Source organism: Vibrio sp. FF145, assembly GCF_041439075.1.
Lineage (GTDB): Bacteria > Pseudomonadota > Gammaproteobacteria > Enterobacterales > Vibrionaceae > Vibrio > Vibrio tasmaniensis_A.
In genome coordinates, this window is record NZ_JBGONH010000033.1 from 19,962 (window position 1) to 33,320 (window position 13,359).

At 35.1% G+C, this 13,359-nt stretch carries 11 protein-coding genes; all 11 read left to right on the top strand.

Annotated elements, in window-relative coordinates; all coding sequences use genetic code 11:
- Positions 1-118 precede the first annotated feature (118 nt).
- Positions 119-2,290: a polysaccharide biosynthesis tyrosine autokinase gene (locus ACED42_RS13520; protein ID WP_269336569.1), complete on the top strand. Its 2,172-nt coding sequence runs from the start codon at positions 119-121 to the stop codon at positions 2,288-2,290.
- A gap of 1,384 nt (positions 2,291-3,674) precedes the next feature.
- Positions 3,675-4,745, top strand: a complete 1,071-nt coding sequence (locus tag ACED42_RS13525) for a glycosyltransferase (protein ID WP_269336571.1) — start codon at positions 3,675-3,677, stop codon at positions 4,743-4,745.
- Between the two features lie 5 nt (positions 4,746-4,750).
- On the top strand, positions 4,751-5,839 hold the full coding sequence (locus tag ACED42_RS13530) for a hypothetical protein (protein WP_269336573.1): 1,089 nt from the start codon (positions 4,751-4,753) through the stop codon (positions 5,837-5,839).
- A complete protein-coding gene (locus tag ACED42_RS13535) occupies positions 5,799-6,731 on the top strand; it encodes a glycosyltransferase family A protein (RefSeq protein WP_269336574.1) in 933 nt (310 codons plus the stop codon). Before ACED42_RS13530 ends, ACED42_RS13535 begins: the two co-directional genes overlap by 41 nt.
- On the top strand, positions 6,706-7,557 hold the full coding sequence (locus tag ACED42_RS13540; RefSeq protein ID WP_269336575.1) for a GT-D fold domain-containing glycosyltransferase: 852 nt from the start codon (positions 6,706-6,708) through the stop codon (positions 7,555-7,557). Before ACED42_RS13535 ends, ACED42_RS13540 begins: the two co-directional genes overlap by 26 nt.
- Positions 7,547-8,200 (top strand): hypothetical protein, encoded by a 654-nt coding sequence (locus ACED42_RS13545; RefSeq protein ID WP_269336577.1) that lies wholly within the window; start codon positions 7,547-7,549, stop codon positions 8,198-8,200. The genes ACED42_RS13540 and ACED42_RS13545 overlap by 11 nt, the downstream gene beginning before the upstream one ends.
- A gap of 2 nt (positions 8,201-8,202) precedes the next feature.
- Positions 8,203-9,279, top strand: a complete 1,077-nt coding sequence (locus tag ACED42_RS13550; RefSeq protein ID WP_269336578.1) for a hypothetical protein — start codon at positions 8,203-8,205, stop codon at positions 9,277-9,279.
- The gene (locus ACED42_RS13555; protein WP_269336579.1) at positions 9,263-10,066 is read left to right on the top strand and encodes a polysaccharide deacetylase family protein; all 804 of its coding nucleotides are present in this window, start codon (positions 9,263-9,265) and stop codon (positions 10,064-10,066) included. The genes ACED42_RS13550 and ACED42_RS13555 overlap by 17 nt, the downstream gene beginning before the upstream one ends.
- Positions 10,066-11,259, top strand: coding sequence for a hypothetical protein (locus tag ACED42_RS13560; RefSeq protein WP_269336581.1), 1,194 nt, complete (start codon positions 10,066-10,068; stop codon positions 11,257-11,259). The genes ACED42_RS13555 and ACED42_RS13560 overlap by 1 nt, the downstream gene beginning before the upstream one ends.
- Before the next feature lies 1 nt (position 11,260).
- Positions 11,261-12,412, top strand: a complete 1,152-nt coding sequence (locus ACED42_RS13565; RefSeq protein ID WP_269336583.1) for a glycosyltransferase family 4 protein — start codon at positions 11,261-11,263, stop codon at positions 12,410-12,412.
- A complete protein-coding gene (locus ACED42_RS13570; protein WP_269336584.1) occupies positions 12,409-13,356 on the top strand; it encodes an SDR family oxidoreductase in 948 nt (315 codons plus the stop codon). Before ACED42_RS13565 ends, ACED42_RS13570 begins: the two co-directional genes overlap by 4 nt.
- Positions 13,357-13,359: the final 3 nt, after the last annotated feature.

Genomic DNA, 13,359 nt, shown 5'->3' on the forward strand with positions numbered 1-13,359 from the left:
CCGTGTTTAAATGTCGTGTTCTAAACGTAACCAAGCCCCAACAGATCATATAAGAGAGAAGTACGCGTAGCGTATTTTACGTCTCTTAAATAGCAATAACTTAGGAAGTAGTAATCTGATGACAACACAACCATCTCAGCAATCACCAACAGATAACTCTGATGAGATAGACTTAGGGAAACTGCTTGGCACTTTACTGGACGCTAAATGGCTAATTATGCTGACCACATTCGCTTTTGCTGTGTTTGGTATTGCGTTTGCCATGCTTTCAACGCCGATATATAAAGCGGATGCCCTGATTCAAATTGAAGAGAAGAGCTCTGGCGGCATTTCGTCGATGGTTGGTGATATGGGAGAACTGTTCTCTCAAGAATCTTCTGCAACTGCAGAAGTTGAGATCATCAAATCTCGTATGATTTTGGGTAAAACGGTCGATAAATTTAACCTCACTACAGCAATTTCACCTAACTATGCGCCAATCGTCGGTAAGGGCTTTGCTCGCCTAACCGGTGACATCAACCATATTGTTGTTAGCCACTTTATTTTGCCGAACTATGCAAGCAGTTACGCGCACACGATTAAAATTCTCGATGCCGAGCAAGGAACTTACCAATTGGTACGTGACGATGAGCGCATTATTTTACAAGGTAGAGTAGGTGAGTTGGAAACCGCTGATGACTATAGCTTGTTTGTGTCAGGTTTCGAGTCACATAATGATTTTGAGTTCTCAATTGGCAAGCGTAGCCGATTAGAAGCGATCGGATGGTTGAAATCTTCTTTGGCTCTGTCTGAGCAAGGCAAGCAAACTGGTATTTTGAAGCTAAGCTTTGAAGGCGAAAACAAACAGCAGATTTCTGAAATCCTTAATCATATTAGCCAGATTTACTTTTTACAAAACGTGAAACGTAATTCAGCGGAAGCAGAGAAGAGCTTATCGTTCTTAGAAAGTCATCTGCCAGGCATTAAGTCTGAGTTAACCGGCTATGAAGACGTTCTAAACAATTACCGTCAAGAAAACGAATCAATTGATTTGGGGTTAGAGGCACAATCAACCTTGAAGGTAATGGTTGAGCTTGAAGCACAGTTGAATGAACTTACGTTTAAAGAGAGTGAAATAAGTCAGCGCTTTACCAAGGATCATCCAGCATACAAAGCCCTACTTGATAAGCGTAAGACGTTGTTTAGCGAGAAAGATCGTCTAAACAAGCAAGTGCAAAAACTACCCAAAACACAACGTGAAGTACTGCGTATGACACGTGATGTTGAAGTAAACCAACAAATTTACATCCAGCTTTTAAACAAGGTTCAAGAGCTAAGCATCATTAAAGCAGGTACGGTAGGTAACGTTCGTATCTTAGATGACGCTCAAGCGTATACACACGCTGTAAAACCTAAGAAACCGCTGATTGTTTTATTAGCAACGCTACTGGGTGGGATGCTAAGTGTTTCATTAGTGTTCTTGAAAGCGGCATTTCACCGCGGTATTGAAAGCCCAGACCAAATAGAGCAAATTGGCCTTCCCGTATATGCAGCTGTACCTAAATCAGATTTACAAGTAGAGCTAACCAATCGCTTTAAATTGAAGAAACAGAAAACTAAGGGAACTCAGGCACTGCTTGCCGAATCTAACCCTGCCGATTTGTCCATCGAGGCACTACGTGGCCTTCGTACCAGTTTGCACTTTGCGATGTTAGAAGCAAAGAATAACATTCTGATGATATCAGGCCCTGCGCCGGGTATCGGTAAGTCATTTATCTCAACCAACTTCGCAGCGGTAGCAGCAAAAACAGGTCAAAAAGTGCTGCTGATTGACGCAGATATGCGTAAAGGGTACTTACAACAAAGTTTTGGTTTTAAGTGGGACAACGGCCTTTCTGACTTGTTAAGTGGTAAGCAAGACTTTACTCAATTCATTAAGACAGCACCAGTAGCTAATCTAGATATAATTACTCGAGGCCAAGTGCCACCCAATCCATCTGAATTGTTGATGCATTCACGTTTTGCAGAACTAATGGAATGGGCTTCAAAAGAGTATGACTTGGTGATTGTCGATACCCCACCTGTACTAGCAGTAACCGATCCAAGCATTGTTGGCGCTTTCGCTGGCACCACATTAATGGTTGCGCGTTACGGCCAAAACACCATCAAAGAGATCGATGTTGCTCGTAACCGCTTCGAACAGTCGGGCATTGAAGTTAAAGGCGTTATCTTTAACGCTATGGAAAAGAAAGCATCAAGCTCGTATGGCTATGGTTATTATAACTACGCATATTCTAGCGATAAAAAGTAATTAAAGCGGACGCTGAAGATCAGTAGTGAGATGCGAATAGTCGAATAGCCAGTTACGAGTTACCAAAAGCGAAAAGTTGGTACGTATCCCAGTAACTTGACATTTAAATCTGACTTTTAAAGGGTAGGGGATATCAATTCGACAATTTATACCTGAGTTGTTATTATCGCATTAGTTGAATCAGCCCCCGCAAATGTTAAAAATCACACACTGATGATGAACCTTGCTTATAGGAGCCAAACCTAAGGGCGGTAGCTTTCTTGGTTTTTTATGTTAGTTACGTTGTGTGTCTCAACGTTTAGGGATGAAATTTAAAAAAAAATCAGTTAGATATAATGTTTAGATAACAGGATGAGATTAAAAAGGTGAATTGCGACGAATTTAGACCACTTTACTCTATTGGCTGATAGCCGTAAGGCCCGATAAATCACTTATGATTTCTTTGAAGTTATGTTTTAAATGATGACTGCCTTGCTATATGGACTGAAAGCCTGGGGGGGGCTTTGGAGAGAGGGCATAGAATGGCCTTAGAAAGCTCAATCATTACTTGTCAGGTATTCCAAGTCAAGGTTCAACGATGTTCAATATGAAAAAATATAGCCATTGGTGGGAGAATGCATGTATGTTCAAGGCAAGAAAAATGTCATAACGCATATGGTCAATTCTTATTCTGTTGATGCTAATTTTAGAGCAACTAAAAATGAGCTCGAAATAACGACCATCTATGAGTTTCTCAAGTTAAAGGTCGAGTTATTAGTGTTTATGCTATTTGGTGCATGTGCTCAATTGCATAACTGGTAGTCGGCAAAAAGGAGATTGTTCAATATTTGTGAAACAATCTCCCCAGTCTTCAAAAGCCTTTACAGGTGGTTTTTATTGGGGCAATTTAGCTATTATTCTGAGTGTGCTTCTCGAAGAGGAAGATGTCCACGGCGTGGTCGCAAAGTGCTAAGAAGTTATATCGTCATTCCATCTACCGAGATGTTTGATGAATTATATCGAGGTTACTGGGTTGCTGAAAGCATGCACAAGTGGTTGGTGTTGTAATGAGTGAAAATGACAGTCGAATCACGTACAAGTACGTATCTGAAAAGCTGTGACGAATTCGTCAAACGTACATGAATTTATTAAGCTTGTAGAGGTTAAATGAACCGCCAATTGAACTGTACGTTAAATACAGAGCTCCGAAAGAGTATTTGTGTTGGGCTTAAAGGGGTTTTTCGAGGGCTGCAAAAGTAAGTTGCTTTTTGGGAGTGGGGCGGGGTGATAGGGGGCGCCAAAGGTAAATGTGAGAAAAGTAGTTAAGTATACATGCTCACATTTTCTAATTGTTGAACGAATAGTGTTCATTGTGTTTTTTATATAGCTAGTTGAGTGAATTTTAATGAATATTATCTATGTTATTACGGGCCTAAAAATAGGAGGCGCTGAGACTCAAGTGTCAAGTATAATAGATAAAATGTTTGCTATGGGACATACTGTAACATTGATTAGTCTTACAGGAACTGTATGCATATCGCCGAAGTCAAATGTTGAAATAATTAGTCTAGGGCTGAATAAAAGACCATTATCCTTGATGAAGGCAATTGTTGATATTAGACGTATTATCATTAATAAACAACCCGATGTTGTTCATAGTCATATGATTCATGCTAATATATTGACTAGGCTCGTACGTATTTTTTGCCCTATTAAAAAGCTTGTTTGTACTGCGCATAGTAACTTTGAAGGTGCAGGGGTTATAAATAAAATATATCGATATACCAATTTTTTGTCTGATGTTTTTACAAATGTAAGTCACACTGCTATTGATAGCTTTATAGAGCAGGGGATTGTAAAGAAAGATGAAATGAAATGTGTATATAATGGTGTTGATTTTAAACGGTTTTCATTTAGCTCTGTAGATAGAGGTTTTATTAGAAAAGAATTTGGTATTGGTGAAAGCACAAAGCTTCTTCTTGCTGTTGGTCGTCTGACAGAAGCTAAAGATTATCCCAACCTGCTGCGTGCAATGTCCCTAATATTGGATGATGATGATAGTGTTAAGTTAATCATAGTGGGTGATGGCGAATTGAAGGGGAATATTTACCAATCCATACTAGATTTGGACCTAGAAGAAAATGTTATGCTAGTGGGAAGTCGACATGATGTAGAGCGATTCATGTCAGCTGCAGATTGCTTAGTTATTGCTTCGCGTTGGGAGGGTTTTGGCTTAGTGGCCGTTGAAGCATTTGGTTGCGGGTGTCCAGTCGTTGCTACCGATTGCGGTGGGATGAAAGAGATTGTTGGAAACGGTGTCGTACCTGTCTCTGACCATTATGCATTGGCTAGAGAGGTCATGGCTGTTTTTTCATCAAATGATAAAGTTAGCTATGATAAGTGTCGCGAGGTTGTGATGACTAAATTTGATTTAGATAGCATTGCTCGTAAATGGATATCAATATACAAAAGTTAACTATAATGAATCAAGAACCAGTCTTAGAGAAAGAATTAAAGCAGTTTTCTCTTTTTATTTTCTTTTGCTTGTTAGTATGGTGCTCTATATCTTATTTTGTGAACAAAGAGAGTACTCAAGGTGTATTTAGCGCTGTAAGGTTGTTGATTTCAAGTTGTTTCATTTATTACTTTCGCTTGAAAATAAATCGAAATGTTTTATGTAAGATTATTATATATTTAGCTGCCCTTAATGGTTTTTTTATTTTAATTCAGGTTTTAGAGCAAACAACGAATCTGTATTCATTGCCGGTATATATGAAATATGGGGGGCTCTGGGGTTATGACTCTTCCGTAGACTATGAGCCATTTCGCAAAGGGGGGCTAATTCGAAGTTCTCAAGTAAGCTCGTTGTTGTCGTTGTTTTCTTTAATTTTGATTATAAGATTTAAATCACATTATAAACTCCTACCTTTAGTAGTGTCTGGGATTGTTTTCGGCCCAAGGTTGGTGATGATTTTTTCTCTATTATATGTAATGTATCTCGTGTTCGTGACAGTTGTAAGTCTGTTTAAAGGGGATGTTAAGGTATTTTTAAGTAGAACCTTGATTTTTTTAATTTTCTTACTATTACTATCTTTCTATTTAAACCAATATGATATTGCAATTGTACATTTAAATCGGATGTTAGAAGCAATTGATGTTGTAATGAAGATGGATGCTGGAAGTAATTATTCATCTTCAGAAACCATGAAGTTCTATCGTTTTCCTTTAGACGTCAAAGAATTAGTGTTTGGGAATGGACATAATAGGTTTCATGCATTGGGTGGGAATGATGTTTTTTATACTCGATGGTATTTACAATCAGGTTTTCCTAGTTTGATTCTGATTTTATTCGCGATAATAATTCTTTTTTTTCTAGAAGTTAAAACTAGTGCTTCCTTGGGGGTTGTTACATTATTGATGTTAATTCATTCTTTTAAAGATGAAGTTTTAACATCGTTTATATTCTTTGACTTCTATCTTGCATATATATTTTCCTTATCAAAAACGAACGTAATAAAAGGACAACAAAATGGATTGCTCTCTAATTATTCCAACATTGAATCGAAGTGATTCATTGAGGAAATTACTGATAGATGCTTCATGTCAAACTCAGTTGCCCAGTGAAATTATTATAGTTAATCAAGGAGACGAGTTTATAGACGATGACATCGTCCCTAAGTTAATTAGAGATACGGTGGTATTTATCAATACGAATATAAAGTCACTAGCCAATGCTAGGTATTTGGGTATGTTGAATTCAAATAAAGAGGTATTAATATATTGGGATGATGATATATCCCCACCGAAAGAATATATAGAAACTGCACTTGGCTATTTGGAAAATAACCCCGATTGTAATGGTGTAGGTGGTATTTATGAGAATAATCCAAGAGTTGAAAAAAATAAGCTATTTACCTTGATAGGTAGAGGTCTTAATATTTACTCAAATGGAGAAAGTAATAGGATATTAAAATCTGGTTGGGGAGATAATATTAGAGGTCATAACACCTGTTTTGAAAGAAAATCAGAGTGGTTGTTTGGTTGTAATATGGTCTATCGCAAGGATGTTCTAAGTAACATAAATTTTCCAAATGAAATGATGACTTGGTCTTTTTTGGAGGATTTATTTATTGGGAATGAAATAACTAAGAAGTATGGAGCATCTCTTGTAATACTACCAGGGTTAAAAGTTATTCATAACGATTTTGGCAGTCATGGTTCTGCATCAATAAGTGTTATGAGGATGAGGGTTTTATATAGATATTACTTATGGTCTAGACTTTCAGGGAAAAAGAGTTTGACCAGTTATATTTTAGGTATGCTAGCCAACTATATTTTAGATCTAAGGAATTATAGTTATAAAGTCTGTTTTACTGAATATTTTAAGATGTATTCACTCGTACGTCTTAATAATGATATCTCAATGAGGAAAATTAATGAGTATATTTTTAAGAAGGATTAGCATCAAGGGGAGATATCCATTTGTTAGGATTTTTCAGATTTTAGATAACCCCAAATGTTTTATAAGCTGGGTGCTTAAAAATATATATTATAAACATAGTAAGATAGATTATTCTGAGAAGTATGCTGAATTTCACTATTTGGATTATAATGAAACTCTAGCAGAATTAATAGATAGTGGGATGTCATTAGCTAGATTTAACGATGGAGAATTTGACCAATTGGCTGGGTTTGGTATTTATCCACCCGATTCAGATTGGTCACAGAAAAATTCATCAAAACTTATCAAGGCTATGACGTCAGTTTTGACGACTGAAGACCCTAGATTACTTATAGCCATTAATCCTCCTCATTATTTTTTATCAGATAAGAACTCAAAACTAGATGAACCGTTCGATTATAATATGTGGGTTTATACTAAAACATTTTTATATAAATTTTTAAATAAAAGTAAAAGGTATGGCGACTGTAGGTTGTTTGTTCCCTTTTGTTCACCTAATTTCGATTGGAAAAAGTTAACAGGTCATCTCAGAGGCAAAACGGTAATCGTAGCGACAGGTGATGCTAACAAATTGTCTAACATAACTCTAGGACAAACGAATTTTTTTGTCGAGTGTGGTAAAGTTGATGCATTTGAGAGGCTAGATACGATAAAAAACGACATTAGAAATGTAATATTGTCTAATAATTTAGATGTGTCTAATGTTATAGTTTTGGCTTCACTTGGACCTGCTGCTGGTATTTTAGCCTTTGATTTTTTAGACGAGAATATTACAGTTTGGGATACTGGCCATATGTTTAAGCATGCTAAAAATTATGTCAAATAAAACATTTACAAAAAAAATAAAATATATAGAGGTTAATGATGTAGAAGCTCTATATGTTCATTCTGTAGCAGTATGGGGTGTTCTTAAGGGTTCCTGTTTAATACCAAAGCCGATTTCGTATACGAAAGAATCTATTTGCTTTGAGTATTTAGAGTTGCCTTCTAGTGTAGAGGAGTTAATTTTGAATAAAAATGAAAGCTTATCCTCTGCACTATATCAGGCCGGAAGGGTTTTGGCAAAACTGCATACTTCGGGTAGTTCTAAATTGCTGCATTCTGATTTTGCCCCGCATAACTTATTTTTCTCGGAAGGCAATCTTTCGGTTATTGATTCTAATCCTCCTGAAATTCTTGGTAGTCATATGTCGTTAATGTACGGCAATGCAGAGTTGGATTACTTCTTTTTTTTGATGTCTCTTCCGAGTTGTTTTGGAGTGAAAAAATCAATTTTTGATATGAAGTTTATTAAGAGTTGTCAACGGGATTTTATTGCTGGTTATAATTCAATCAGTAATATTAATATGTCTTATTGGTATGTTTTTAGAGTTGCTAGAAATATGTTGTCTTTTAGGGTCAAAGCTGGCCATGGTACTCTTAAATCCATTGTTCATCTTCTAATTGTAATGATTTTTATCTTGGGTTAATTATGTCTGTCACCAAATGTTTTGAAAAACTGTGTTCTTTAAGTGGAGCTGTCCCGCACTCTCCTCTTTCTGAATACCCTAAGGATATCGATATCTATGTTCCCAATGAACACATCAATGAAGCTAAAAGGATTGGTTCAGAATTTGGGTTTGTATTTATTCGAGATTCAAAAGAACAATTAGTTTTTGTTAAGTTTGAAAATCATAAGCTATTTATGTTTGATGTTTTTTCAAGTTTTTCTATGTTTTATACTTTATTACCTCAGTTTTCTATTAGTGATACTGGGGAGCATATACTTGCAAACGATCCTAAACTAGCGAGAGATTTGAAAAGCTTTGTGTTTAAACCTGAAAGGGGGTTAAATTCACCAGAACAGCTACTAAGTTTTGTTAATGATTATTGTTTTTATAAAGCATCTGAGATTAAGGGGAGTAATCTCAATGTTATTAGAAATAAAATAATGAAAGGCTATTTTGTTAAAAAATCAAAATTTAGAATTTCAAAATATCTTGAATTATTTAACACGGGTAAGTCGATTTCATTTCTGGGCCCTGATGGTTCAGGTAAAACATTTATTATAGATCTTATTAGTCAAACAACAGTATGTAAAAAGCAGTACATGGGGGATTGGTTCTTCTTTTTGCAAAAAATATACTGCATTATTTTAAAGATTCCATCACCATTTAACAGGTTTATTTATGCTTTATATTATTTTGAAAATATTTTAAGAAGTTTTAAAGTTTATTTTCTGAAGACCGTAGGATATACTGTTTTAATTGATCGCTTCCCCGGAACAAATAGAGCATCTATGTTAAAGGGAATGCTTTCTAGAATAAATGATCTGATTTTTAAGTTTACACCTAAACCCGATTTGTTTGTTTGTTTAGTTGCGAGGCCTGATGTTGTCTATGCGCGTAAACAAGAGTTATCAATTGAAGAAATAGGAAAAATTCAGAGCTCGATTAAAGATATTATTAAAAATGAGAACCATATAATATTCGATACTGAATCTTTGGACGAATCACTGAACGACCTTCTTGCCATTATCCATGAGCGTAAAAATGAAAAACAAGATTAAAAGATTTATTTGCGGTTTTTTGTACTGTATTTCTGAAGTCCTGTTCAAAGGAAAACATAATAAAAACAAAGGGAAAACAAGAATTCTAGTATTTCATCATATTGATCATCCAAAACGATTTGATAAAGCTCTAGAAAAAATCTCTAGTAGGTATAATTTAATATCTTGGGATGACTATTTGAACGGGAATTTGTCAAAATCAAGAGTTAATGTGATTATTTCTCTTGATGATGGTTATGAGTCTTGGTTTACTCACGGTTTACCTGTTTTTATCAAGTATAATGTTAAACCCATTTTATCCATTAATTCGGATTTTATTGGTTTGGATGAGGGGGAGTCATTTCATTATTGTCAAAATCATATCAATACTTGGGGAGAAAAATCATTAAGTTGGGAGCAGCTGATTGAATTAAAAAAACATGGATCTACAATTTTCAGTCATTCACACTATCATACTGATATGAAAGATCCTAATATTGAATTGTCTTTTAAAAGAGATGCTATTTTAAAGGATAAGGTGAAAATTATAGAAAAAATTAATGTTGATGTTTCTGGTTTTACTTATCCCTATGGGTGTTATTCAGACTTGAGTGTAACTTTAGTTGGTGAACTTGGTTTTAAATATGCACTTACATCGGACTCTAATTTCTTATCATCAGGGCAATTTCCTTTACTCATCGGTCGAACCAATGTTGGAATGAGGCATTGGATAGTTGTATTTTCTTACATTGAAGGTTGGTCTGAAAGGTTAACTAATTGTATGTTTAAGATTAGAAGAATATTTTGATGTTAAATAGAATGAAATTAGTGTTTGCTTCAGGTTTGTCTCAAATTCTAGGTGCATTTCATGCGTTGTTATTTACTTATTTAGCTACTAATTCATTGTCTCCATCAGAGTTTGGTGATGTACGTTATATTATGTCTATATTGCCAATTCTAATGCTATTCTCACTTCCTTCATATGATGGCGTGATTTTAAGAAGTATTGTAAAAAAAATACGATTGTCGTTATTTAATGTAACTATTGCTCGGGTGCTTGGTGGTATTCTAGGATCAATAGTTCTTGTTGTATATTTATGTGCAAACAATGATTTAAGCCCTGAACTTATATTTCTTATGTCTTGCCTAGTTTTATTATTGCCTTTTTTTGAAACAACAACGGGATTTAGAAATTATTTGATTGGATTGAGGTTAAAGTCTCAGGCTGTTAAGTTATTAACGATTAATAAGATCTTGTCTATATTTTTCTTGATGATAGCATATTGGTCGTTGATGTTATTAGAAGTCAACTTTTTATGGATATTTCCATTCTATATTTTGAGTTTGATTGTCCCGAATTTAATATCTTGGTCCAGCTTTTGTCATAATTTATCAACGAAATCATCAATCAATACGAATAGTATTTACTTAAAATCAGCAATAGTAACCACTTTTGCCTCTGGGCTTGGGACGTTAGCCTTTTCCCTAGATAAGATTTTGATTAAAAATAATTTAGGATCCGAGAAGTTAGCTTATTATTCAATATTGGTTATGGTTCCCCTTGAGCTTGCAAAATTAGTTGACTCTTTAATTCCTATTTTTTATAGAAGAATTATGTCTTCACCAAAACAAATAGCTAAATCTAAAGTGATAGCTATTGTGTTTTTTTGTTTTTCTTCATTGTTTTTATTGGCATGTTTTTTGTTTTTTGTTTATCCACTTTTTTTTGGTGATTTTTACACCTATAGTTTCTTTGATGTATTATGTGCATGTTTTTTTATAATTAGCGGTGGGGTAGAGTTTTATTTTGTGCATAAAACTTATTATTTAGGTTATAATCGAGCGCTTTTACTATATTCATTTGTTTCTGTTATTATTACTTTTGCTATGTTGGGTTTTTTATTTGATTTTGAATCTATTTTATTGATTGTTGTCTGTTTGTTTACTCGTCAGTTGATACAACCTTTGATATTCTTATCTTATTTTAAAAGGTGGAGTTAGTTTGAATAAAGTTATATTGTTTGTTTTGAATGCTGATTGGTATTTTGATTTGCATTGGTTAGATCGAGCCAATTACTTAAAAGCTGAAGGTTACGAAGTCCATGTTGCTCTACCGGAGTGTCGTTCTCACCTTATTAGAAAGTTTGAAAGTTTGAAATTTACGATACACCTATTTTCAATGAATAGGAGTAAATTAAACCCAATTAAAGAGATTTTTGCACTATTAAGTCTCTTCAAAATAATTAATAAAATTATGCCTTCGATCGTTCATTCGGTTACTATAAAGCCTAATTTATATTCAGCAGTTATATGTAAAAAGTTATCAATTCCATTGGTGTCTACTTATGCAGGTTTAGGTACTCTTAGTACTTCTGATAGACTACACTATAAAATATTAAGACTTTTAATATTTTCAGTGATAAAACATTCCACAACAACTCATAAAAATCATGCTCTTTTTGAAAATGACGTAGATCGAAACTTTCTTATCAAGAATAAAACTTATTCAATGGAAAATTCAAGTAGGGTGTTTGGCGCTGGGATAGATATCGATAAGTTTAAATTTATTCCACAGGATTATGACTCACTTCATAACCCTAAATTTTCCATTTTCTTCGCAAGCCGTTTGTTAAAGGATAAAGGTCTTGATACTCTAGTTTCTGCTGTTAAAGAGTTAAAATCTGCAGGAATGAATATGGAGTTAAAAGTTGCCGGTATCATTGACGATGCTTCTCCGTTAGCTATTCCTTATGATAAGATTGAGGAGTATAAGCATGATGATGATATAGAGTGGCTTGGCGAGCGTAATGATATTTGTAAATTGATTGAAGGTTGTCATGCTGTCATATTGCCGACGCGTTACGGCGAAGGAGTACCTCGAATTCTTATCGAAAGCGCAGCTATAGGTAGACCTATGATAACTACTGACTTGGGTGGCTGTTCTGATATTTGTATTCATGGAGATACCGGCTTTATTGTTAGGCCCGGTAACGTAGAAGATTTAAAGCACGAAATAATTAGACTGAATAATGATAGGGAGTTATTAGCTAATTTAGGTCGGAATGGTCGGAAATTGATGGAGAGGTTATTTTCTAATGAGACTGTATTCTCTAAACACTTAGATACATACAATAAAGTGATGAAACAGCGATGAAATTGGCAGTAACCGGAAGTACAGGATTAGTAGGTAATATGTTGGCAACTAGACTTGCTAATGAAAATCTATTGTTATTGGGACGGACTCAGCCTAAGAGAATGTCAGATGGACAGTTTTTCAAGGTCGATATAAATAGTAGCTCAAATTATCTGGATGTATTAGAGGGTGTTGAGGTAGTAATTCACTTGGCTGCTCGAGTTCATACTATGGGTTATACGGGAGATGACTCGTTAGATTTATATCGTGAGGTGAATACTCATGGTACGGAAAATTTGGCTCGACAAGCAGCAAAGTCAGGAGTTAAACGATTCATTTTTATTAGCAGTGTTAAGGTAAATGGAGAAAGCACTAGAGCTGGAGCCCCCTTTAGTGCTAGTGATCTTCAGGAACCAGAAGATGAATATGGTTTATCTAAGGCAGAGGCTGAGAATAAATTATTTCAAATTGGAAAGCAAACCGGAATGGAAATTGTGGTTATTCGCCCTCCACTAGTTTATGGACCTGGTGTAAAAGCTAACTTTGCTTCTCTTATGCGATTGGCAGAAAAAGGTATTCCTCTTCCTTTTGGTTGCATAAGTCAAAACCAAAGAAGCTTAGTCTCTGTTGAAAACCTAGTCGATCTTATTGTGACTTGTATTAAACACCCTAAAGCTGCTAATGAAATTTTTTTAGTTTCGGATGATAATGACGTTTCAACTTCTCAAATGGCTCGTCAAATGGCGATTTCCTTTGAACAAACAACCCGGCAATTGCCTGTCCCCGTTTGGTGTTACCAATTAGCTGGAAAGTTGTTAGGTAAATCTGATGTTGTGGATAGATTGGTCGGTTCGCTTCAAGTGGATATTACCTACACTAAAGAAACGCTCGAGTGGAGACCACCTCAATCGTTAGAAGATGGCTTTAGAGAAGCCGCTCAAGCACTCATAAACAGTAAGAAGTAATTT

What these genes read in the sequence shown, in the direction of transcription:
- ACED42_RS13520 (WP_269336569.1), top strand. Translation starts at nt 119, where the DNA reads ATGACAACACAACCATCTCAGCAATCACCAACAGATAACTCTGATGAG.
- ACED42_RS13525 (WP_269336571.1), top strand. Translation starts at nt 3,675, where the DNA reads ATGAATATTATCTATGTTATTACGGGCCTAAAAATAGGAGGCGCTGAG.
- ACED42_RS13530 (WP_269336573.1), top strand. Translation starts at nt 4,751, where the DNA reads ATGAATCAAGAACCAGTCTTAGAGAAAGAATTAAAGCAGTTTTCTCTT.
- ACED42_RS13535 (WP_269336574.1), top strand. Translation starts at nt 5,799, where the DNA reads ATGGATTGCTCTCTAATTATTCCAACATTGAATCGAAGTGATTCATTG.
- ACED42_RS13540 (WP_269336575.1), top strand. Translation starts at nt 6,706, where the DNA reads ATGAGTATATTTTTAAGAAGGATTAGCATCAAGGGGAGATATCCATTT.
- ACED42_RS13545 (WP_269336577.1), top strand. Translation starts at nt 7,547, where the DNA reads ATGTCAAATAAAACATTTACAAAAAAAATAAAATATATAGAGGTTAAT.
- ACED42_RS13550 (WP_269336578.1), top strand. Translation starts at nt 8,203, where the DNA reads ATGTCTGTCACCAAATGTTTTGAAAAACTGTGTTCTTTAAGTGGAGCT.
- ACED42_RS13555 (WP_269336579.1), top strand. Translation starts at nt 9,263, where the DNA reads ATGAAAAACAAGATTAAAAGATTTATTTGCGGTTTTTTGTACTGTATT.
- ACED42_RS13560 (WP_269336581.1), top strand. Translation starts at nt 10,066, where the DNA reads ATGTTAAATAGAATGAAATTAGTGTTTGCTTCAGGTTTGTCTCAAATT.
- ACED42_RS13570 (WP_269336584.1), top strand. Translation starts at nt 12,409, where the DNA reads ATGAAATTGGCAGTAACCGGAAGTACAGGATTAGTAGGTAATATGTTG.